The organism is Chloroflexota bacterium (assembly GCA_009840355.1).
Classification (GTDB): Bacteria; Chloroflexota; Dehalococcoidia; order Lucifugimonadales; family JADFKI01; genus Bin90.
In genome coordinates, this window is the sequence record VXNZ01000002.1 from 1 (window position 1) to 22,485 (window position 22,485).

The 22,485-nt window shown below is 57.4% G+C and carries 25 protein-coding genes and 1 tRNA gene; 4 read left to right on the top strand and 22 right to left on the bottom strand.

Translation table 11 applies throughout. The features are described 5' to 3' along the window. Positions 1-34: 34 nt before the first annotated feature. On the top strand, positions 35-1,324 hold the full coding sequence (locus tag F4X57_00090) for a hypothetical protein (GenBank protein ID MYC05581.1): 1,290 nt from the start codon (positions 35-37) through the stop codon (positions 1,322-1,324). A gap of 244 nt (positions 1,325-1,568) precedes the next feature. Here F4X57_00090 and F4X57_00095 read toward each other — a convergent pair. From F4X57_00095 to F4X57_00125, 7 genes are all read right to left on the bottom strand, one after another. After that, positions 1,569-1,658: transfer RNA gene (locus tag F4X57_00095), tRNA-Ser, on the bottom strand. A 39-nt stretch (positions 1,659-1,697) separates the two neighbouring features. After that, positions 1,698-2,123, bottom strand: a complete 426-nt coding sequence (locus tag F4X57_00100; protein MYC05582.1) for a TIGR03618 family F420-dependent PPOX class oxidoreductase — start codon at positions 2,121-2,123, stop codon at positions 1,698-1,700. A 12-nt stretch (positions 2,124-2,135) separates the two neighbouring features. Continuing rightward, positions 2,136-2,567 carry an NUDIX domain-containing protein gene (locus tag F4X57_00105; GenBank protein MYC05583.1) on the bottom strand — a complete coding sequence of 144 codons (432 nt, stop codon included), beginning with the start codon at positions 2,565-2,567 and terminating at the stop codon, positions 2,136-2,138. 99 nt (positions 2,568-2,666) lie between these two features. After that, positions 2,667-3,293 (bottom strand): class I SAM-dependent methyltransferase, encoded by a 627-nt coding sequence (locus tag F4X57_00110; GenBank protein MYC05584.1) that lies wholly within the window; start codon positions 3,291-3,293, stop codon positions 2,667-2,669. 12 nt (positions 3,294-3,305) lie between these two features. Then, the gene (locus F4X57_00115) at positions 3,306-3,563 is read right to left on the bottom strand and encodes a hypothetical protein (protein ID MYC05585.1); all 258 of its coding nucleotides are present in this window, start codon (positions 3,561-3,563) and stop codon (positions 3,306-3,308) included. 316 nt (positions 3,564-3,879) lie between these two features. Further along, a complete protein-coding gene (locus tag F4X57_00120; protein MYC05586.1) occupies positions 3,880-4,980 on the bottom strand; it encodes a DSD1 family PLP-dependent enzyme in 1,101 nt (366 codons plus the stop codon). A gap of 272 nt (positions 4,981-5,252) precedes the next feature. Then, positions 5,253-6,359, bottom strand: a complete 1,107-nt coding sequence (locus F4X57_00125; protein MYC05587.1) for a hypothetical protein — start codon at positions 6,357-6,359, stop codon at positions 5,253-5,255. A 224-nt stretch (positions 6,360-6,583) separates the two neighbouring features. Between F4X57_00125 and F4X57_00130 the strand changes: the two genes are divergently transcribed. Then, positions 6,584-7,822, top strand: coding sequence for an amidohydrolase family protein (locus F4X57_00130; GenBank protein MYC05588.1), 1,239 nt, complete (start codon positions 6,584-6,586; stop codon positions 7,820-7,822). A gap of 229 nt (positions 7,823-8,051) precedes the next feature. Beyond that, a complete protein-coding gene (locus F4X57_00135) occupies positions 8,052-8,621 on the top strand; it encodes a hypothetical protein (protein ID MYC05589.1) in 570 nt (189 codons plus the stop codon). 3 nt (positions 8,622-8,624) lie between these two features. Here the strand turns inward: F4X57_00135 and tsaD are convergent, their stop codons facing one another. Then, the gene (gene tsaD / locus F4X57_00140; protein ID MYC05590.1) at positions 8,625-9,653 is read right to left on the bottom strand and encodes a tRNA (adenosine(37)-N6)-threonylcarbamoyltransferase complex transferase subunit TsaD; all 1,029 of its coding nucleotides are present in this window, start codon (positions 9,651-9,653) and stop codon (positions 8,625-8,627) included. Between the two features lie 224 nt (positions 9,654-9,877). After that, positions 9,878-11,062 carry a mandelate racemase/muconate lactonizing enzyme family protein gene (locus tag F4X57_00145; GenBank protein ID MYC05591.1) on the bottom strand — a complete coding sequence of 395 codons (1,185 nt, stop codon included), beginning with the start codon at positions 11,060-11,062 and terminating at the stop codon, positions 9,878-9,880. Between the two features lie 230 nt (positions 11,063-11,292). On the opposite strand from F4X57_00145, the gene hemL reads away from it, so the two are divergent. After that, the gene (hemL, locus tag F4X57_00150; protein ID MYC05592.1) at positions 11,293-12,570 is read left to right on the top strand and encodes a glutamate-1-semialdehyde-2,1-aminomutase; all 1,278 of its coding nucleotides are present in this window, start codon (positions 11,293-11,295) and stop codon (positions 12,568-12,570) included. A 28-nt stretch (positions 12,571-12,598) separates the two neighbouring features. Here hemL and F4X57_00155 read toward each other — a convergent pair whose 3' ends face one another. From F4X57_00155 to F4X57_00215, 13 genes are all read right to left on the bottom strand, one after another. Continuing rightward, positions 12,599-13,291 carry a ribulose-phosphate 3-epimerase gene (locus tag F4X57_00155; protein ID MYC05593.1) on the bottom strand — a complete coding sequence of 231 codons (693 nt, stop codon included), beginning with the start codon at positions 13,289-13,291 and terminating at the stop codon, positions 12,599-12,601. Beyond that, positions 13,281-14,648 (bottom strand): argininosuccinate lyase, encoded by a 1,368-nt coding sequence (gene argH / locus F4X57_00160; protein ID MYC05594.1) that lies wholly within the window; start codon positions 14,646-14,648, stop codon positions 13,281-13,283. Before argH ends, F4X57_00155 begins: the two co-directional genes overlap by 11 nt. Then, positions 14,641-15,159, bottom strand: coding sequence for a MaoC family dehydratase (locus F4X57_00165; protein ID MYC05595.1), 519 nt, complete (start codon positions 15,157-15,159; stop codon positions 14,641-14,643). The genes argH and F4X57_00165 overlap by 8 nt, the downstream gene beginning before the upstream one ends. Continuing rightward, the gene (locus F4X57_00170) at positions 15,156-15,827 is read right to left on the bottom strand and encodes a hypothetical protein (protein ID MYC05596.1); all 672 of its coding nucleotides are present in this window, start codon (positions 15,825-15,827) and stop codon (positions 15,156-15,158) included. The genes F4X57_00165 and F4X57_00170 overlap by 4 nt, the downstream gene beginning before the upstream one ends. Positions 15,828-15,834: 7 nt before the next feature. Continuing rightward, entirely contained in the window at positions 15,835-16,242 is a 408-nt protein-coding gene (locus F4X57_00175) for a RusA family crossover junction endodeoxyribonuclease (protein ID MYC05597.1), read from the bottom strand. A gap of 12 nt (positions 16,243-16,254) precedes the next feature. Further along, positions 16,255-17,412, bottom strand: coding sequence for an acyl-CoA dehydrogenase (locus F4X57_00180; protein ID MYC05598.1), 1,158 nt, complete (start codon positions 17,410-17,412; stop codon positions 16,255-16,257). Between the two features lie 26 nt (positions 17,413-17,438). Beyond that, positions 17,439-17,822: a hypothetical protein gene (locus F4X57_00185; protein MYC05599.1), complete on the bottom strand. Its 384-nt coding sequence runs from the start codon at positions 17,820-17,822 to the stop codon at positions 17,439-17,441. After that, entirely contained in the window at positions 17,819-18,052 is a 234-nt protein-coding gene (locus F4X57_00190) for a hypothetical protein (protein MYC05600.1), read from the bottom strand. The genes F4X57_00185 and F4X57_00190 overlap by 4 nt, the downstream gene beginning before the upstream one ends. Before the next feature lie 13 nt (positions 18,053-18,065). Beyond that, entirely contained in the window at positions 18,066-19,328 is a 1,263-nt protein-coding gene (gene argG, locus F4X57_00195) for an argininosuccinate synthase (protein MYC05601.1), read from the bottom strand. Between the two features lie 31 nt (positions 19,329-19,359). Beyond that, on the bottom strand, positions 19,360-19,974 hold the full coding sequence (locus tag F4X57_00200; protein MYC05602.1) for a DUF2442 domain-containing protein: 615 nt from the start codon (positions 19,972-19,974) through the stop codon (positions 19,360-19,362). Beyond that, positions 19,955-20,191 carry a DUF4160 domain-containing protein gene (locus F4X57_00205; protein MYC05603.1) on the bottom strand — a complete coding sequence of 79 codons (237 nt, stop codon included), beginning with the start codon at positions 20,189-20,191 and terminating at the stop codon, positions 19,955-19,957. The genes F4X57_00200 and F4X57_00205 overlap by 20 nt, the downstream gene beginning before the upstream one ends. 49 nt (positions 20,192-20,240) lie before the next feature. Then, the gene (locus F4X57_00210) at positions 20,241-21,443 is read right to left on the bottom strand and encodes an aspartate aminotransferase family protein (GenBank protein MYC05604.1); all 1,203 of its coding nucleotides are present in this window, start codon (positions 21,441-21,443) and stop codon (positions 20,241-20,243) included. A 117-nt stretch (positions 21,444-21,560) separates the two neighbouring features. Further along, the coding region (locus F4X57_00215) for a UPF0182 family protein (protein ID MYC05605.1) at positions 21,561-22,485 on the bottom strand (925 nt) is incomplete at its 5' end.

The following is a 22,485-nucleotide window of genomic DNA, read 5'->3' on the forward strand; positions in this document are numbered from 1 at the left end:
CAATAATAGCTTCCCTGAGGAGCGGAGGCGTCCGATGAGCGCGCCCAAACGCTTCGCATCCCTCCCCCGCATCTTCGTCACCGGCATAGCCATCGCTCTGCTTGCCCTGTCAGCCTCAGCGCCCTGGGCGCCGCCCGCGCACGCTACCATAGAAGAATTACTTATTCGAGAAGTCCAGGCGCAGGGCAGGACTACGGAGGTTGTGCTCTCCTGGCTGCCGCCGCTTGCCCCCACGAGTGGTAGCTATGATCATGATAATGACCCTGATACCCCCGCCATCGAGTACTCCGCCTATGCGACGGTTGCACATTATGAATTCCGGTTCGAGTTTCGGGAACCACAACTGATAGTCCCATCGAGCGACAGAAACGCCAGGGTAGAGACCACGGTTACCGGCTTGCAGCCCGGGATGCAATATGCCTTCACCATTCGAACCTGTTCCACGGATTCCACATGTGGCCCCGTGGAAAGACATCGGTATGTATGGACCGCGCCCGCTCCGCCCATAGCCTTCCAGGTCGGGAACGTGACCAGCCACGGCACGGCGGACCTGTTCTGGTTGAGCAGCTACAGCGAAGATATCCCCCGCCCGGGCAATTTCGACCGCTTCACATGTGCGTTTACGGTGGACACATCCCCCCGCAGCTTTACGAACTGCCCCGACTACAATGACACGAGGCGTACAACGGCAAGGGTAACGGGCCTCAACCCGTCGGAGCAGTACCTGTTCCGCGTTCGTCACGCCGGATTCAGTTACACGACCGGCAGAGGCCCTACCGGCACCGATCCCTTGGGCAATTTACTCACCGGCTCAATGGTTCAAAGCTCTCCTGCGGAGGTGATACTCGAAGGCCGTCCGTCCGTGCCCACGAACTTCAGGGCGACTCCGGACCGCGACTCCGTCACGCTCAACTGGAACGCCGTAACGCAGACCGACACCGGCAGGCCTGTAACTGTCATCGGATACCTGACCAGCTACTACCGCGTGGAGGATGACCCGCAGGATGCGGTTACGAAGTGGGGACCCCAGGTCTCCGGAACAACTGCAACCATCTCCGGCTTGCAGTCCGGCACGGCGTATAAGTTCGCCGTGCACGCCATAGCCAAGCACCGGAGGTCGCTCAGCACAGGCTGGCTGGACGCCACCACCCTCGATTTCCAGACGTCCCTACAGCTGTCAGGGCCGGTACTGGCAAACTACGACACCAACGGCGACGGCACAGTCGATTCCGAGGAGATTGTCGCCGCCATCGAAGATTTCGACCTCGGCCTCATGACACAAGAGCAGTTCTACGATCTCCTCCGTGAATACTTCGACCAGTAGGCGGGTCGGTCCGATGAGGCTTCTATGCAAATGCGGCCATCGTCCTTGTGGTGGCGCAAGGGGTTAGACCGGCACCCGCTGTCATTTCGAGCAAAGCGAGAAATCTAAAGTCGGGAACAGATTCACAGACAACGATTTCAGATTCCTCACTGCGTTCGGAATGACAATGAAGGGGGAAGGCGAAATGACAGGCATATGTTGCGTCGGTGAAATCGTCTCGATTCATGAGACAGATTGTCATTAATGGCGGAGAGAGTGGGATTCGAACCCACGATGAACTTGCGCCCATACCGGTTTTCGAGACCGGCGCCTTCGTCCGCTCGGCCATCTCTCCGCGTGGAACCACCGCCCATTATAACATATCGCGCATCCGCTAACTGCGAAGCAAGCCATAGATGCGCTTCGGTTCGACTAGCACAATGACCGCTTCCTGGTCAATCATCGCCCGGTCGTACTCTTCCCAGTCGGGGTGCTCGGTGTCGCTGCACGCCATATAGACCGAGCGCAGCATCACGCGGGCTTCCTCGGCGTCCATATTGCCGTAGTCGTAGAGCGTCGCCTGCCCTTCGACCGACACCCACTCGCGCCAATTTTCGGTCACGCAGAGCACCGTGCAATTGGGGTTGCGCCGAAGGTTGCGAATCTTCTGCGAGCGCGGATAGACGGACACGAACGCCGCCTTGCCCTCATACGCGCCACAGACGACGATGCTGGAATGCGCAGCGCCGTCAGGCCTCTGCGTGGCTATGACGCCTCTGTGATGCGTCTCCAAGAACGGTCGAACTCGCTCGAAATCCATAATTGTTTCTCCTTATCTGATAAACGGCTGAATCCTATTTTCAAGGGCATCGGCTATTGCCTGCACATCGCAAAGCAGCGTCTTGGCGGGTAGATTGCGCACCGGGAAGTAGCGCACTTCCGTACTTTCCTCCGACACCTCCAAATCACCGGACAGATATTCGCACTCGAATATCACCACAACGAAATGAATGAGACCGTCCGAGTATGCGCCGATCACATTGTAGCGAGGGTCAGAGTATATTCCCACCAGACGCCTGACCCGCGTTCTGATTCCGGTCTCTTCCCGGATTTCCCGGATTGCTGCCTGCTCAACCGATTCGCCGACATCGACATGACCGCCGGGAAGTCCCCACCAGCCATTGTCGGCGCGCTTCTCCAGCAGCACTTCGCCCTTGTCATTATAGACAATGCCACTCGCGGCGACATGAACGGCATCCGGCATTCGGGTAACGGAGTTGCCAGTGTCGTCCTGCCAATCAGGGAAGCAATCAGCAGCGGACACCGGCGCCCTCCAAGTGGCTCAATCGTGTTGACAAGTGCCTCACGCCCTTGCAACACCGACAATGTTGGGAATCGTAACCGGCAATCCCACCGACAGGTCAAACGCCTCAATCTCAACGCTTGCAAATCCTGCGCTACGGATGGACGCTGTAAGATCGCGGTCAAGGTTGCAGCCGGTCGTAAGACATTTCCACGCGGGGTTGAGCTTGTGCTGCAACCAGCGCCCGCGACTCCTCGGGGATACCACGTGCTCATAGAACAAGTAGTTGCCGCCCGGCTTGAGCACGCGCCGCGCTTCTTGGATTACGGCATCGGCATCGTGCACCATGCACAGAGTAAGCGTGGTTACGACCGCATCGAAGCTACCGTCGGCGAAGGGAAGGTTTTCGCCGTATCGCTGCACGATAGCCGCCTGCCGCCCCTGCTTGCGCCCCTGCTTGCGAATGGCGCGCCTGAGCCGCCTGATCATATGCGGGTCCGGCTCAATGAATGTGATGCTGGCATCGGGTGGATAGAACGGTAGATTGGCGCCGGTCCCACCGCCGATTTCGAGCACATTACCGTGCGCAACACCCGCGGTCAGCCTTCGATACGGCACGACACGCCCCTCGACGCCCGAATTCAGCAGGTCATACCACGCGGCAAAAAAACGCTTGCTGAGGCTCATAGAATCCTGCCGCTAGTCTGTCGAAGCCGACGACTTTTTCAGCGAGGCTTGCCTTTCATCAACAACCGGCAAGTCCACATCGTGCCACTCATTAAGTTCACGCGCGCCCTCTATCAGAAATCCTACCAACTCTCCGTCGTCGTTGTAGCGCGGCTGCACGTATTCGTCGTCAAATACCGGGTGACCGTAGTAACCGCCTTCCGCTTCGAAGAAGACCTCAATCATGTCGATTCCAGCGTGATAGCAGACGCTCACCTTTCTTGTCGCCATACCACTTCTCCGTGCGCTAATCTTCCCGTTATGTGAGCAGTTCGCACATAACGATTGCCGTTCTGAACTGCTACAACTACTCTAACATAATTGCCTTGATGTGGCGGAATATGCCGCATGCGAAAGTGATGATATGCCATTCTGCTATAAATCACTATGTCCGGCGAAGCCAAAATTTCGCTTACAATATCGTGTATGCCCAAAGCGGCTAAATCGGGATGCCTAATAACGATATGTCGTTCGTCGAAGGCAAGCAAAAGGACTTGCCGCCCTTCATAATCCTCGAACACTCGCATCGCTCTGCGCCGCGCCCCACCTAGTTATGGCAGCCGCGCGCGGTGATGTCCCAGACCGCTTCCACTTTACCGTCTCGCACGCCTATGAACTGGTCCCAGCGGTTGACCATGATGTCCTGCTGGCCCGAAATGAGCTGGAACTTGTCGCCTATGTCTAGCGGCATTTCGCCTTCTGACTTCAGCACGATGTGATTGGGTCCCAGCGAATCTACGCGCACGCCTTCGACGCCGACGATTTCCGGCAGCACTCCGCTTGGCGATGCCAGGCAGCGCGAACCTGTGTCTCCGATGGCGACGCCCGGACGCGGCGTGCTGGTAACCGTGCCGAGAATCTTGCCTGCGAACTCGAATTCGTCCATATAGGCGTAGGCGTGCGACATAAGCGCGTACGTGCCGCCCTCGACTTCGGTTACGCCGGGGATGGTCGGGCATATGTCGTATGTCCAGCTCTCGCCCGCCGATACTACCTCGACTGCGATTCCTTCCGCTTCGATCGCTTCCTTCACATCAAGCGTCTTCTGAATAAAACGCGGACCTTCGATGAAACGAGTCTCGCGGTCGGGCTGGCCGGGCAGCGTCTGATGGCTCATCACGCCCTTGAAGTCGATGCCGGGCAGCGAATCGGCAAACTTGGCAAGCACTACGCCCTGCTCTGTCGCGCGAATGCCGGCGCGTTCCATCTGCGTGTCCACTTCGATGACCACGCCGACGGACACGCCCATCGCGCTCGCCGTGTCCGAGATGGCCTGCAAATTATCCGTGTTGTCCGCAGCGACCATCATCTTCGCCTGCTGCGCCAGAGAACATAGGCGCTCAATCTTGTCGGCTGTTACGACCTGATTAGGGATGAGAATATCATCGATCCCGCCGTCAACCATCGCCTCCGCCTCGGACACCTTCGCCGCGCAGACACCGCCGACCGTGCCGCCCGCGCGAATTTGCATGTGCGCGAGCATCGGCGACTTCAGGTTCTTGATGTGCGCGCGCATCTTGCACTCGGTGTCGCGGTAGGTGTCGGCAATGAGCTGGTAGTTACGCTCCAGCATGTCAATATCCACAAGCAAGGTCGGCGTATCTAGATCGGCAATATCAGTGCCAATAAGGGGGCGATAATTTTCCATTGGTGCGCTCCATCGATTTCAGCTTGATGCAAGGTTTGATGTAAGGCGAGACGGTTTCACAAATCCTTAATGTTGTCATTTCGCGCTGTTTTGTCGTTCCGAACGCAGTGAGGAATCTGAAATCGTTGCGTGCAAACCTGTTTCCGACTTTAGATTTCTCGCTTCACTCGAAATGACAGATAAGAATTGCATTTGTGAATCATCTCAATTCAGAGTTCGCAATATATAATCGCGAGTGCCTGATTTGGTAGATTTCCGGGAATCGTCGCAGCCTAGCGATACAGACCGCGAGCGGATATGGCGAGCACGGCTTCGAGGTTGCCGCCGCGCACCGCCTGAATATAGTCGTAAACATTAACGGTCGCGCCAATGTCCATCGGCGTGAACCGGATTCGGTCGCCAAGCGACAGTCCGACATCGGAGTTGTCGTCCCATTGCAGCTTGCCGTGCTCGGCGCTCATAGACGATACATCGAGTTCGCCGCGACCCTCGATAATCGGAAATCCGTAGTCGTCGCCCATGGCTTTGCGGCCGGTGTCAAGGATGGCAGTGCCGGGTTCGGGCAGGCTGGTGACGGACGCCAGCACTTTCGCGGCAAGCTCAAGTTCGGGCAGCATCGCGCTGTGCCGCACATCCATCAATGCGTAAACCCCGTTGAGCACTTCCGTTACGCCGTCAACTTCTCCGGCGAGCATAGGCTGCTGCGCGCTTACGCACACCGTCTCCACCGCTATGCCGTCCCGTTCAAGCATTTCGCGAGTGTCCAGCGTCTGCTGAATCCGGTGAGAGGACTTTTCAATCAACGAATCCATGTCCTCACCGAAGTCGTCGTCTTCCGAACTCATCAAGCCGCTGAGGTTAAGCGATTCACTCCGCGAGACGATTCGAGCGAGCGCAAGCGCGGGTTCACCGGGCGCGACACCGCTGCGCTCTTGCCCCGTATTGATGTCCAGTACAACCTTGAGCGTTACGCCGGCGCCTTGAGCCGCATCGGACAGCGCGCTGACATTCGCCGCGTTGTCAACGGCGACGGTAACGCTCGCCTGTCGAGCGAGGGCGCACAGGCGCGCAATCTTCGGTGCGGTTACAACTTCGTGCACGATGAGGAAGTCCGAAATGCCGTTCTGCGCAAACATCTCGGCTTCGCTCACGCTTGCGACCGCCACACCGCCGTTAGTGCCGCCAGCCGCGATCTGCATTCGCGCAATCGCGGGGCAGCGGTGCGTTTCGACATCCGGACGCAGCGAGACGGATGAATCGCGGAATCGGACGTGAACCCTCTCTATGTTCGCTTCAAGCGCGTCCATATCCACTACAAGTGCAGGCGTGTCAAGCGCCTCAACAGGCGTGCCAATTGGTTTGATAATTGGGCGTTCCATTCAGAACTCCTAACATTGTTATAGCTTGCAAAATCAGGTTTGAGAATAGCACAGCGCGGTTGCTTCGTCCAACAGATATATGCAACCTAATCTGCCATTTGTAGAATGCCCATGTAGAATGCCATGAAAGGGCATCAGAACATAGAATACATGGAAGCCATGCAATTCGCGGCGGAAGTGTTATCATCAGACAGGCGGCGCATAATCTGACGCGGGAGGCGAGCATGAAGGCAATCACAAGCGCGACGATGATTGACGGCAACGGCGGCGCGCCCGTCGAGAATGCCGTTGTCCTGATTGACGGCGATACGATTGCCGCTGTCGGCAATGCTGGCAGCGTGCATATTCCTGATGGCGCAGAGACGATCAACGGCACAGGCAAGACGCTAATGCCCGGACTAATCGACACGCACGACCATCTGGCGTCATTTAGTTATGAGATTGCGAGCCGTTGGGGCATCACCGAACCACGCAGCACGCGCCATCTGCGCATCGCCAATGTGCTGAAGCAGACGCTGCACAGCGGCTATACGACCGTTCGAGACGCAGCAGGTCTGGACGCCGGTTTTCGCGTCGCGGTGGACGAAGGACTTGTGCCCGGACCTCGCCTAATCGTCAGTCTTGGATTTATCACGCCCACGGGCGGAATGGGCGACAAGACCGGTCCGCTCGGCTATAGACCGCCTGAAGGCGAGGATTCCGGGCTGCCTTGGGGCGCTGCGGACGGTCCGGATGCCATGCGCGCGAAGGTGCGAGAGATGGTACGCGCCGGCGCTGATGTGATAAAGACGGCGACCACAGGCGGCGCGAGCTCGGCGGCGGGCTTGGGGCCCAGGGATTTGCTATTCGAACGAGACGAACTTGAGGTGCTGGTCGATGAGGCGCACAAGCGCGGGCGGCAGGTCATGTGCCACGCGCTTGGCGGCGAAGGCTTGCGGATGGCTATCGAAGTGGGCGTCGATTCCATCGAGCACGGTACTTACCTGGACGAAGACCCGGAGCTGCTGCGGATGATGGCGGCGAAAGGCATCGTCTTTACGCCAACCTATGGCGTGTACACCTTCCACGCGACGCAGGGAACGCCGCACGGCAGAGCGCGCGCCGCGGCATTGCGCGAACACCATGTCCGCAGCCTGCACATGGCGATGAAATACGGCGTAACCGTCACCGCCGGCACTGACGAAGGCGGCTGGGAACACGGAAACAATGCCCACGAACTGACTTGCCTCGTTGACGCGGGAATGACGCCAATGCAAGCGATTGTAGCGGCGACAAGCGATGCGGCGAAGTGCGTCGGACTAGCCTCCGAGATTGGCAGCATCGAGGCTGGTAAGAAGGCTGACCTTATACTCATAGAAGGCAACCCGCTCGACGATGTGTCGATTCTCGAACGGGGCAAAGCCGTGCGGTATGTGATGAAGGACGGCGTAACCTATGTTGATAATCTCGCGGCGGCAGACTGAATTGCCGCTCAGCGAGATGCCTAGGGTCTTTCGATTATTCATGCCATGATTATTCAGGTATTATTCAGGTCATTTCGAGCAAAGCGAGAAATCTAAACGCGCTGACTACAGACAGGCTTGTTTCCACACCGCGATTTTAGACCCTTCACTTCGTTCGGGCTGACAACCGAAAGGCACTGGCGAGATGACAGCAGCGCAATGAAAGATAGTCTAATAAGACGGAGCGCAAATGCTACAGGCAAGAGTGAAGCAGAGCGAACAGGTGCAAGATGAATCCAGCGGCATCGCCTTGATGACGGGCGAGACCGTGCGCGCGACGCTAGGGACAAGCCTTGCCGACGACTCGAACGCCGACAAGGATTCTGTGCTGCTGACCGACAGGCGCGTCATACACATCAGCGGCAGGCGCACCAACCGACGGACGGCACACGCCGCCATCGAAGACATCAGCGCGGTGGCGATAAACCGGCAGGCGGTCAAGGGCTACGGCGCGTTCGTCTGGGCCGCGTTAGCGTTCCTCGTGTCCGTGTTACTCTGGCGCGTCATAGACAGCGAAATGCTTGCGCTTGGAGCGGCTGCCGTCGTAGCGCTGATGGGCGTATATCTGATTATCGATCGTCTATGGGAGCGCGGCGAGCACGGGCTTGTCATAAGAACAGGCAGCGCAGAAATCCGATGCGCCCTAACTGACAAGAACGCGCAATCGGAAGCAGAGGCGTTCATCCTGCGCCTGTTCGAGCTAAAGTACGAACGCAGCAATCCACAGCACACGCGCGCCAAGACATTTGCGCCGCGATAGCGCTCATCCAAGCCGCAGACTAGGGATAACATCCACATTCCACTGCGAACCAACATTGTCGCGGAAGTGGAAGTAGCCGGCGGCGCCCATCATCGCCCCGTTGTCGGTGCACAGGCCCGGGCGTGGAACGATTACTTCGACGGGGACGCGCTTGTGCATCTCTTGGCGCAAGTGGCTGTTCGCCGCCACGCCGCCGCCCAGGATTACGCCGTTCACGCGGTAACGCTCTACTGCCTGAATCGTCCGCTGCACCATGCAGTCCACGACCGCCTGCTGAAACTCGTCTGCCACATTCGCCACCTGCTGCGGGTCCGGCGGCGCATCTTCCGATGGCGGATACATCCCGTACTCTTCTGCGCGCCGCGCGACCGCCGACTTCAAGCCGCTGAAGCTGAAATCGAGCGAGTCTCGCACGACCGGCCGCGGAAGGCGCGGCTCTCCGCCGTGGCTGTGTTCTGCCACCCGCTGTATTTCGGGACCACCGGGAAAGCCCAATCCTAGAGCGCGAGCCGCCTTGTCAAACGCTTCGCCAGCCGCATCGTCGCGCGTGCGGGCGATAAGCGTGTAGTCGCCGTGTCCCTTCATCAGAATCAGGTCGGTATGCCCACCCGACGCGATTAGGCACATCAGCGGAAAGCCGGGCGACGCTTCCGGATTGACCCCTTCTTCCAGCCAAGCCGCGTAGATGTGCCCTTCCAGATGATTCAGCCCGATGAACGGCAGCTCGTTTGCTAGAGAGAATCCCTTCCCCGCATTGACGCCAATCAATAAAGCGCCGGCGAGTCCGGGCCCATGCGTCACCGCCACGCCGTCGAGTTCGTCAGCTCTCAGCGACGCCTCGTCGAGCGCCTGCCGTATAACGGGAACTATCGTTATCATATGCTGCCGTGCCGCGATTTCCGGCACGATGCCTCCGAACTGCGCGTGCAATGTCGCCTGCGACGCCACCACATTCGAGTGGATACAACTGCCGTCTTCGATGACCGCTGCTGCGGTCTCGTCGCAAGAAGTTTCGATGCCTAAAATTTTCATGCTTAATGATGCCTCGTGTTGGTCGATGAGAGGTGAGGTTATAGAGACGACTTCACATGTCCTTAATGTTGGTCATTCCGCGCTGTCTTTGTCATACCGAGCTGCTTTCGTCATTCCGAGCTGTTTTCTGCAAACCTGTTTCCGACTTTAGATTCCTCGCTTCGCTCGAAATGACAGGTATAAATTGCACTTGTGAATTCGTCTCACAGATAGCAAGGGAAATCCTATATCCCCCGCTCGCTGTGTCCGAGCGGCCTGTAAGGGTGCGCGTTGGCGATTTCTTCGTTGAAAGTCAGCCCCAGCCCCGGACCCTTCGGCAACTCCACATAGCCGCCTTGTTGCCTTGGCAAGCCGTCGAACACCTCGAAGTAGTGCGGCTCGTAGAACTCGGCGTGGTATTCCTGTATCAGGAAATTGGGCATTGCGGCGTCCAGGTGGAAGCTGGCGACCGTGCCCACGGCGGCGTTAGTGTTATGCGGCGCCATCATAATATGCTGCGGCTCGGCTATCGCGCCTATTTTCTTCAGCTCGGTAATGCCGCCCGCGTTGCACATGTCCGGCTGCAAGATGTCAACCGCCTCGTTCTTCACCAGCTCGAAGAACGGGAACTTGGTGTATAGTCGCTCTCCGGTGGCAATCGGTATATTCACATTGTCGCGCACCTGCTTCATCTCGGAGACATTTTCCTGCGATGTCGGCTCTTCAAACCAGAACGGGCGATACTGCTCAAGCCGTTTGCCCAGATGTATCGCCGTATAAACATTGAACTTGGCGTGGACTTCAATCAGAATTTCCACATTCGGTCCAACGGCATCGCGCACTGCGGCAACGCGGTCTTCGGCAAGCTGCGCCTCTTCCGGCGATATAGTCATGTAGTTGTGCTGCCCGAAGGGGTCGAACTTCATCGCCGTGTAACCCATTTCGACCACGCGCAAGGCTTCTTCGGCGTTCAGCTCCGGCGCGCCCGGATTGGTGTACCAGCCGTTGGCATAGACCCGGAGGCGATCGCTGTACGGGCCGCCAAGCAACTCATAGACAGGCACGCCTAGCGCCTTGCCGCGCAAGTCCCAGAGCGCGATGTCGATTCCGGACAGCGCCGTGCTGAACAGACGGCCGCCGCGCCCGAGATTGTCCTGGTACATCCGCGTCCAGTGAACTTCGCTGTGCAGCGGGTTCTTGCCGACAAGATACGCATCCGTCCATTCGTGCAGCAATGTCGCGACAACGGGATCGTAGCTCAGCATCGACGCCTCGCCAATGCCTTCGATGCCCTCGTCGGTCAACAACCGCAGGATGAGCCAATTGCGCTTGGCGTTGCTATGTTGCGAAGAGAAAATATGCGTCTTGATGCCGGTAATCTTCATATCTGCCCCGTTTCTGCTGTGCCGCAATGCATTGGGATAATTCATCGGAATAATCTGAACACATGGAAGTGTACAACGCGCGGGCAGATTAGGGCAAAGTCTGGATACCCAGCTAGCGGTCGGAACACTTCAACCTGCGCCGGATTTGTGCCGCTTCAATTATGCCCCCACCGATCCAAAGCCATGTCCCGAAGGGCGTGGATGATGGTATGATATGCGGTGGTAATTTTTGGGAGACAAGTGGGAGACCATTGGGAGATCAGTGAGGTAGAACCTTGAATCGAGAAAGATCCACGCAGCTGTACGAGGCTGCCAGAAGTGTGATTCCCGGCGGCGTGAATAGCCCGGCGCGCTCCTGGAGCGCCGTGGGCGGCAGTCCGCTGTTTCTGACGCGCGGCGCAGGCAGCCGCGTTTGGGACGCCGACGGCAACGAATACATCGACTATGTATGCTCTTGGGGACCGCTAATCCTGGGGCACGCAAACCCGCAGGTCGTCAAGGCGATTAAGGATGCGGCGACCGATGGCACAAGCTTCGGCGCGCCCACAGAACGCGAGAACGAGATAGCGCAGCTCGTGGTGGACGCCTACGATTCCATCGACATGGTGCGCTTCGTCAACTCCGGCACGGAAGCCACAATGAGCGCGCTCAGGCTGGCGCGCGCTTATACCGGCAGGTCGAAAATCATCAAGTTCGAAGGCGGATACCACGGGCACTCGGATGCGCTGCTCGTCGCAGCCGGTTCAGGCGCGTTGGCACACGGCGTGCCGGACAGTGCAGGTGTAACCGAGTCGTTCGCGCAGGACACGCTGCTCGGCAAGTTCAACGACTTGGCATCCGTAGAGGCGCACTTCGCGGCGTTCCCCGACGAGATTGCGTGCGTAATCGTAGAGCCGATCGCGGGCAATATGGGCGTCGTGCCGCCACGGGACGGCTTCCTGCAAGGATTGCGCGATCTGACGACACAGCACGGCGCGTTGCTGATATTCGACGAAGTAATCACCGGATTTCGCGTGGAGTACGGCGGCGCGCAGCAGCGATACGGCATCGCGGCGGACATCACTTGCTTGGGCAAGATAATCGGCGGCGGAGTGCCCGTTGGCGCGTACGGTGGCAGCGAGGAAATCATGGCAACGGTCGCCCCGCTCGGCGCTATGTATCAGGCGGGCACCCTATCCGGGAACCCCGTCGCGATGGCGGCAGGTATATCCACACTGCGGCAGCTGAAAGAGGCGGGCGTGTACAATGCGCTTGGAGCGAAAGCGGCATCGCTGGCTGCCGGCCTGCAGGAAGTGTTCGCAGACGCGGAAGTGCCGCTGCGAATCAACCGCGTCGGTTCAATGATGACCCTGTTCTTCAACCCGGGCGAAGTCAGCGGCTGGGAATCGGTGTCCGCATCCGACAGAGAAGGATTCGGCCGCTTCTTCCACAACATGCTAGAAGAAGGCGTGTACCTGCCGCCATCCCCCTTCGAGGCAATGTTCGTCTCCCTAGCACACACCGACGAAGACATTCAAGCAACACTGGACGCAGCGCGGCGGGCATTGGGTTAGCGCCGTAAAGATTTATAAATGCCGCAAATTATTCGGCGGCGCAGGCGTGGCGTATGGCCGCTATGCCTTCGCTGACGGTCTGCTGGGCGTTGTAAACGGCTGAGCCTGCTACTAGGACATTTGCGCCGGCGGTTACCGCGCTTTCTGCCGTCGCCGAGCTTATGCCGCCGTCAACTTCCAGGTCGGTTGACAAGCCGCGCTCGTCTATCATGGCGCGCACTCGGCTAATCTTGTGCAGCATGGACGGTATGAACGATTGCCCACCATATCCTGGGTTCACGGTCATCACGAGCGCCTGGTCCAAGTCGGCTATGACCTCTTCGATTGCCGACACAGGCGTTGAGGGGTTGATTGCCACACTAGGCTTCTTGCCCAATTCTCGTATTAGGTGAACGGTGCGGTGTAAGTGTGTGGTGGCTTCGGCATGCACCGTAATGATGTCCGCGCCCGCTTTTGCGAAGTCCCCGACATAGCGTTCAGGCGCTTCAATCATCAGGTGCAAGTCAAATGGTAGCGTCGTCCAACTGCGAATCGCGTCCACTATCATTGGACCCATCGTGATGTTCGGCACGAAATTGCCGTCCATTATATCGATGTGAATGGCATCCGCACCGCCGCGTTCCGCCTCCGCGACTTGCTCGCCGAGCCTGCCGAAATCTGCCGATAGGATGGATGGCGCAATCTTGATGGCGCGTCTTGGTGTGCTGCGTTCAGCCGTCATTGTCAGCCTCCAGTTCTGCTTTCGCGTCCGCCACGGCATGCTTGATGCGCGTGAATGCGGTGCCGCCGGGTACATCTCGAGCCGCCACGGACGAATCTACGCTGATTGCCAGAGCGTCCTCGTCGAAGAGCGCGGAGAATTGCCGGTATTCGTCTAGTGAGAGTTGCTCGAACTGCGCGCCGCGCTCGACCGCGTATCGAGACAGCCGTGCTACGACGCCATGCGCCTCACGGAAGGGCATTCCCTTATTCACAAGGTAGTCCGCGATGTCCGTGGCGAGTACATAACTGCCGCGCGCCGCCTCTCGCATTCGATCATGTACGATGCTCATCTTGGCAATCATGTCAGCGAAGATTTGCAACGTGGCAAGCAGCGTGTCGTACGTGTCGAAAAAGCCTTCCTTGTCCTCTTGCATATCACGATTGTAAGTCAGCGGCAAGCCCTTCATCAGCGTGAGCAGTGCCGTCAAACCACCATACACCCTGCCCGTCTTGCCGCGCGCCAATTCTGCGAAATCCGGGTTGCGCTTCTGCGGCATAATACTGCTGCCGGTGGTGTACTCCTCGCTCATGCGAACGAACGCGAATTCGTCAGACGACCATAGCACCAACTCTTCGGCAAGGCGCGATATGTGCATCATGCAAATCGCCGCCGCCGACTGAAAGTCTAGCAGGAAGTCCCTATCCGCAACGGCATCCATGCTGTTTCGAGAGATGCGGCTGAACCCAAGTTCGCGCGCCACGAATTCGCGGTCGATGGGATACGGCAGCCCGGCGAGCGCACCGCTGCCAAGCGGCATCACATCAGCGCGGTCGAACGTCTGCCTGAAGCGCGCGGCATCGCGTCCCAACATCTCAAAGTAAGCAAGCATGTGATGCGCAAACAGTACGGGCTGCGCGCGTTGCACATGCGTGTAGCCGGGCATTACGGCGTCCGTATTCGACTCCGCCTGCCCTACCAGCGATGTTCGCAAAGCGAGAATCGCCGCAAGGACTTCACCAATGGCGTCCTTGACGAACATACGAATGTCGAGCGCAATCTGGTCGTTGCGTGATCGTGCGGTATGCAGCCTGCCCGCTGCATCGCCGATTTTCTCGTGCAGGCGGCTCTCCACATTCATGTGGATGTCTTCGAGTTCGGGCCGCCACGCGAACTCGCCGTCTTCTATCTCGCGCTCGATTTCGCACAGACCTCGCGTAATCGCAGCAGCGTCTTCGCCGGTGATGATACCCTGCTTGGCGAGCATTCGCGCGTGGGCGATGGAACCGGCGATATCCTGCCGATACAGTCTGCGATCATAGTGGATAGAGACGGTGTACGCCGAGCTCACCGCCCGCAGCCCACCGAGGCTAGTCATCGGACACAACTGCGCCGGATTCGGCAGAGATAGGTTCGGCTTCGACAGGGCGCTTGCCTACCAAGAATCGCCGTCGCAGCGTAAGCACCTGCTCGCCGCGCTGGTTGATGCCGCGCGATTCCATATACACGATGCCCCTGTCCTGACGGCTGCGCGATACGCGCACATCCAGAATCTCGCTTTCGGCGTAGATGGTGTCGCCCTCAAATGTGGGCCCGTCGTGCGTGGCGTTCTCGTATTCCAGATTCGCAATCGCCTTGCCGGAAGTATCCCGCACGCTGATGCCCACAACGAGGCTGAACACCAACATCCCGTTGACGAGAATCTTGCCGTGCGGGTGGTCCTTCATGTAATTCTCGTCGAAGTGGAGCGGGTTGGTGTTCATCGTCAGCAGCGTGAACAGGTGATTGTCCATCGCGGTGATGGTCTTGCCGGGCCAGTGCTTGAACACATCGCCTGCCTTAAAGTCTTCCAAATATCCGCCGAAGTCATTACGGCCGTCATGAATCATGTTGCAGTCTCACTTGAAGTCATTTCAGTTGAAAATATGAGGCGTTTAGTAGTCTCAAGCAAATCCGTCACCAGTTCTTCATCAAACCTGTCCGACCTAAAGCCGTGGACAGCCGTATTTCTATGTTTCATCACATCAGTCAGGTAGTTGTAATCATCTCTGGATATAACTCCTTCACTGACTGCTGTACCAAGAGTGTAAGCGGAGTTGGTTATACGCCTGATGGACGTGCCTTCTCTCTCAATCAGTATCCTTAACGCAGCTTCACAAGCCGACCAGGCCAGTAACATAGCAGCTTCTGAAAGCCCTGTTTCAAGAAGCCGCTCAGAATCCTTGATTCGACGAACAACGTCTGCGCTTTCAATGGGACGGGCGTCTTCTGGGGAGTAAAGTACCTCCGGTTCACCTACTAAATCTAGAACAAAGGACCACCCTGGCATCGATTGCAAAACATCTGCCAGCTGATTTATTGCAGGTTCCCTAGCGTACGAAGTTCTCGTCTTTACCTCGATCACTTTTACTTCATCGCCCCTTTTGACAACTAAGTCTGCACGGAACCCCGGGAAGAAGTCCAGCACGACTCCCCTGGACACTTCATAGCCTTTGTTAAGATACTCTTCGGCTATGGCATCGGCGCGGCGTTTCTCGAGATTGACTATGTCTTCCATCGTCAATTCACCATATCAGACTCTGATCAGGAGCATTTTCTACTCGAATATACACAAAAGGGATATTGCGAACAACGGCCTGCCTCAAAATGCCTGAAGAGTTTTCTATTCGTAGGTCATCGTTCAGATTTCGCTTGCGACAAAGAATATCAGTTATCTGATTATCATCAATGTACACCAATCCATTCAAGGCATCCGAAATAGGTTTAGGGATATTATCTACATCCATCTGCCTATCAGTAAAGAAGTAAGTGGTAGTTAGCATAACAGATTCCGCAACAGGCTCATCGTCCGTTTCCCAATACTGTTTACCAACTCTCCGCACATTCTCTGACCATTGTCGCACCAATTCCCTGCGCCTTGCTTGTTGTGACACAGGCGGCCCATCTATGACGAATTCAAAAGGAAGAGCCATTCCAAGACGAGCCTATATCTGATACTTCTGCAACAGCCGCCGCGCGATTATCAGCTTCTGTATTTCGTTCGTGCCTTCACCGATAATCATCAGCGGCGCATCGCGGTAATAGCGCTCAAGCGGGAATTCCTTGATGTAGCCATAGCCGCCGTGGATGCGCATCGCCTCCATCGTGACCCGGCCGCACATCTCGCTGGCGAACAACTTCGCCATGCCTGCTTCCAGATCAACCCGCTCGCCGGAGTCTTTCTTGCGCGCCGCTTCGTATGTGAGCAGACGCGCGGCTTCTATTTCCGTCGCCATCTCCGCGAGCTTGAGCTGAATGGCTTGGTGCTGCGCGATGGGCTGGCCGAACGACTCACGCTGCTGAGCGTACTTTATAGCCGCATCAAACGCGGCAGTCGCCACGCCGACTGCCCGCGCAGCGACATTGATTCGCCCGCCTTCCAAGCCGCTCATCACATGCCGAAAGCCCTGCCCTTCCACTTCGCCGACGAGGTTCTCGGTCGGCACGCGAACATTGTCGAATACCAGCTCGGTTGTGTCGATGCCGCGATAGCCAAGCTTGTCGAGCTTTTGCGCGACCGTGAATCCTGCCGCGGGCTTCTCCACGACGAAGCAGCTTATGCCCCGATGCGGCGGCGATGCGGTTTTGTCGGTGCGTGCCAAGACTGCAAACGCGTTGCCGCTCGCTCCGTTGGAGATGAACATCTTGTTGCCGTTGATGACATACTCCTCGCCGTCCTTGACCGCGGAAGTCTGCAAGTTCTGCATATCGCTGCCGCCGCTCGGCTCGGTAAGCGCCAAACCGCCACGAACCACGCCCGCCGCCATCTTGGGCAGGAAGCGCTGCTTCATCTCGTCCGTGCCGTATGTGGCAATAACATACGCGAGGATATGATGAGTGCCGAGTGGTCCTGTCAGGCTCATCCAGCCCTTGCTCAGTTCCTCAAAGATTATGGCAAAGGTGGTGTAGTCAAGCCCGAGACCGCCGTATTCCTCCGGAATCATGATGCCGAACAGCCCCATATCCGCCATCTTATCCACAAGCTCTTGCGGGTAGATGTCCTCGTTTTCATAGTGATTGACTACGGGGTCCACATCGCGGCGCACGAACTCGCGCACGAGGTTCGCCATCTGATTGCGGGTTTCAGTTGAAGTGAGTTGCATGTGTTGTTCCTGTTCAGTCCGATGAGTCAATCCAAAGTCAAAATGCCAGTGCGGAAGTCTAAAACAAGCCGTTTGTCTCTGAGAAAGTCCAAGCCCAGCACACCATCCACAGTTGCGCTCGACGGCAGTGTGTGGCACAGCGCGGGAAAATCGGAGCGCTCATGTCCAAGAGCCTCAATCCGTGAAAGGGTAATTTCAGGCACGAACTCCACACCGCTGCCGGTGGTTACCTGAACCATATTTGAACGCGCCGAAAGATCGTATCCCAAAGCTTGGAAGAATCGCCGAGCCAATACTGTCATTATTGCGCCCGTGTCCAGGGCAAGGTTTGCTCTGACGCTTCCTGAAGGCCCCGTAAGGATGACCTGCGTTACAATCAAGCCTTCATGAGAATCGAACGGAAAACTCAAATGACTACTGCCGTACCCTTAGGGATTTTTCCAGTGTACATGGTTGCGATGCTGCGAGGAATGGGTATTTCGCTCATCTTGGCATACACCGCATCTCTGTCCTTGCCGTGCGACACGAGTATGCCACCCTTGACCTCGTAATTCTCAACCACCGGATCTTTGAGAACTATCCATTCAGACTCGAATTCAGCGTATATCTCCTCTTTCGTCATAAAATCTCCCACAGCCATTCCGCCCTCCTTCCTATCGCTCCAGCGACGGATACTGACGCGTCCCCACATTCTTGGACGATATGCCCAGCACCTTCAGGAAGCCTTCGGCGTCAGCGTGGTCGTAGGTGCCCATCGCCTCCATTGAAGAGTCGTCGGTGTAGAGCGAGTATGGCATCGCTTCGGGCGTGTCCTCGGCCGTCTCGAAGAATACGCTGCCCTTGAACAGCCGCACTGCGATCGTGCCTGTGGCAAGCCGCGTCATCGGCTCCAGCGCGGCGAGCGCCGAAGTAGTCGCGAGATCTAGCCAGTAGCCCTGATATATTTGCAGGCTAATCACATTGGACAGATGCTCGAAGAGTTCGCGCGCCCGGCGGTCAAGGATAAACTGCAGCAGGTATTCGTAGCTGCTGCCTAGCAAGTCCATCGCCGGCGATTCATAGATGCCCCGCGATTTGACGCCCACGAAGCGGTTTTCCACAACATGCGTGCCGATACCGACGCCATGCCTGCCGCCGATGGCATTCGCGCGCTCGAACATCTCGACCAAACTCACGCGCTCACCGTTTATTGCGACCGGTACGCCCTGCTCCCATCGAACCGTTACGATTTCGGACTGATCCGGCGCGTCCCATGCCCAGACGCCCATACCCGGCTCTACGAATGTCGGCGAGATTGTCACATCTTCCAAGTCACCCGCTTCGTGTGTGAGACCGAGAAAGTTGGCGTCCGTCGAGTATCGTGATTCGCGGGTCGGCCTGATGGGAAGTCCGTTCGCCTCGCAGTAGTCGAGCATTTGCTGACGGCCAGGGAACTCCGCGACGAACTCAGGGTCTCGCCAAGGCGCGTATATTTGCGCCGCCGGTTCGAGCGTATTCGCCGCGAGTTGGAAGCGCACTTGGTCGTTGCCGCGTCCGGTTGCGCCGTGAAACAGCACGCCGATGTCCGACGCAAGCATTTCCGGCAAAATAGCGCCCACGGTGATGGGGCGTGCAATGCCGGTGGTGTTCCAGTAGCCGCCCTCATAGCGCGCCTGCGACTGGATGACCTTCAGCCCTGCCTCGGCAAGCGCGTCGTGGCCCGGCAGGATGCTTGCACTGTCCGCGCCACAGCCGAGCATGCGGTCGCGCACCGCGTCCAAGTTTTCCTCGTCCGGCTGACCGAGATCCACCGTGTAGCAATGCACCGAAAAGCCCTTGCTCTGCAGCCAGTGCGTCACGGTGCAGCTATCCAGCCCGCCGGACACCGCGCCCGCAATCCGCGTTATGTCATTGTCTTTCAGTTCGCGCCAGTTCATGAGTAGTTGTTTACCTTTGTAATTCAATCATTTATATATTGGGATCATCAATGAGCTTGAACTCGCCTTTACCTATACGCCAGGCCTTCGCTGCCCGACCCTTCTTGACATAATCACCCTTTTCGCTACCGTCTTTTGACATGCTCTGATTAGAGGGAATAGTTGTAACCGCATTGGGTGCGAATTGCCCATTCGGCCTCTCCATATATGGACGAATGTGCTCTCTCTTCCAGACTAGAGGAATCAAATCCTTCTTCCGAAGTTCATACACAGTCTCCCAGAAAGTCTTTCCTTCAAGAGACAATGCTAATGTCTCGTCATTCTTGTTTTCCTGCATCTCCCGCCGTTCCAGCCACCGCTTAAACGACTCCGGACTCTCGCCCGATGTAAAGCCGATGAGCAAGCCCTTCACGCTGATGTCCTCGTCAAGGTCGGGCCAGTGAATGCCGTATCCCGCGCCTGTTATCTCCCAGTTGTTGCGCTCATCAGGCGCGCCATGCCACAGGCGCGGATACCACACAAGCGGCACGGATATAGTACGGGCGTCATCCAAGTCAATCGTCAGCGCATCTTCCGTAACCTGCACATCCATCGCCCGCGCATCGGATAGCTTCAACTCTATCAATTCATAGTAGGAAGAATTCATCCCAGCGCTCCAGCAAGTACACTTGGTTTGCTATTATCAACCTCTTAATTCGATTGAGTTCTCTATCACTGAATCGTTTTGATTTTTCAAGTTTCACCGGGTCGAGCCAGAACTTTGCTCTCATATTCTCCCGATGAACATGCACATGCGGCGGTTCAACGCCATCGCTCGCATAGAAACGAAAACTATAGGGGCCGCTCCGCAATACTGTCGGCATTACCGATACGACCCCTCAAGCAAGTCCTACTCTAGTTTACGGCAGTCACCTACCCCGCCGTCGCAACATCAAGCGCCCGCCCCAGCTTCTCCATGCACTCGTCCACATCCGCCTCTGTGATAATCAGCGGCGGCATGAAGCGGATGGCATCAGGCAGCACAGGGTTGAGCAGCACGCCTTCATTGTTGGCGGCGGCAACTACTGCGGGCGCGATCGGGTTCTGCAATTGCAGCGCGATTAGCAAACCCATACCGCGGTGCCCCTTTATTACATCCGGGCGCGAGTTCCGCAGTTCTTCCAGCTTGGATTCAAGGTATTCGCCGACTTTGCGCGCGTGCGCGGGGACATCGTTTTCAACCATATAGCGCAGGGTTGCGTTACCCGCCGCGGTAGTCAGCACATTACCGCCGAAGGTGCTGCCATGGTCGCCGGGTTCGAGTACATCGCAGGTGTCTTTGCACATGAACGCGCCGATGGGCACGCCGTTGCCTAGACCCTTTGCCGATGTCATCACATCCGGCTCAACGCCAAAGCGTTCGTAGCCCCACAGGCTGCCGAGGCGGCCCATTCCGGTCTGAACTTCGTCAAATATGAGCAGCAGATTATTCTCGTCGCACCACTCGCGCAGTCCATTAAGATAGCCCTCGCTCGGCACATTTACGCCGCCCTCGCCCTGCAGCACCTCGACCATAACGGCGCAGGTGCTGTCAGTCGTCGCCTCGCGAATGGCGTCCAAGTCTTCGTACGGCACATTCGCATAGCCCTGCGCGAGCGGAAGCCATGCCTGCTGATACGCCGGCTGTCCGGTCGCGGCAATCATGCCAAGCGTGCGCCCGTGAAACGAGTTCAGCACGGTGATGATGTCCTGCGCGCCGTTGCGATGCAAACGACCATACTTGCGCGCCAGCTTAACCGCGCCTTCGTTCGCCTCGACGCCGCTGTTGGAGAAGAAAACTTTGTCCATGCAGCTATTCTCAACGAGCGCCTCGGCGAGTTCGAGCTGCGGAATCGTGTAGAACAAGTTCGAGGTCTGCAAGAGCGTCGCCGCCTGCTGCTGTATCGCTTCGGTTACGGCAGGATGGCAATGACCAAGATTATTGACCGCCAGGCCCGCCGTGAAGTCCAGGTATTCCTTGCCCTCGGTGTCCCAAACGCGCACGCCTTGCCCGCGTTCGATCACCATCGGCTGGCGATTGAATGTGTGGATGTAGTATTCGCTTTCTTTGGCTTTCCATTCGGCTGCGGATGTCATTTCCGATCCTCCCATCGTTCTGAATTGTCTGCATATTATGCGGAGTCCTAGCCCGCGAGTTGCTGACGCTGCAATCTCGCAGGCATGGTACTCCCGCGCGCCGTTGCTGGCGCGATGTTACTGATTCGATAGCGATTCCGTCAATCGGTCAAGCGATTCTTCGAGTTCGGCAAGGTTTCGCCTGACTTCGTCGATTGCCTGCTGAAGAGTCTCAACGGTTGCCTCAACCGCGCCGCCGCCAGCACCGGTTGATGTTGGTCGCGCGGTCTGCTCGCCGGTTGTGGCTTCCTCAGCATCTTCGACGAAGGACGCCGAGCCGGTGAGCGCGCTCAATGCTTCGTTGAGCGAGTCTTCCATCACGACTCGATCGCCGGTTGCGAGAATGACGCGCTTCAGCTCAGGGAAGTTGACGCCTTCCGCGCGGATATAGACCGGCTCAGCATACAAGATGCCCTGATCGACCGGGATGACCAGCAGGTTGCCGCGAAGACACTCTGAACCGGCCGTGCAGCGCAACGTAAACCATGCCGATATATCCTGGTCGTTGTCGATGCGCGCTTCGATCTGCGCGGGTCCGTCAATCTGCCTATCTTTCGGGAAGTTGAAAGCAATTAGGCTGCCGTAGCTATCTCCGTCGCTGCGCGCTGCCAGCCAGCCGATAAGGTTCTGCCGCTCGTTGGGTGTATATGGCAGCAGCAGTACGAACTCTTCCTTAGTCTCGCCGGGCAGCTTCATTATCACATAGTACGGCTCGACCTGCTGAAGCGCATCGCCCTGCCCAAACTTCTCCTCGGATACCGCCCAGAGGTCTTCGTTGTTGTAGAAGTTCTGCGGCTCCTGCATGTGGTAGCGGATGTACTTTTCCGCCTGAATGCGGAAGAAGTCTTGCGGATAGCGCACATGCGAACGCAGCGACTCGGGCAGTTCTTCTTGCGCCGAGAACAGGTCCGGGAATATACGCGCGTAGGTGCGGATAACAGAATCCGATTCGTCCCAGATGTAGAAGCGCAGGTCACCGGTGAAGGCGTCCACCGTGATCTTC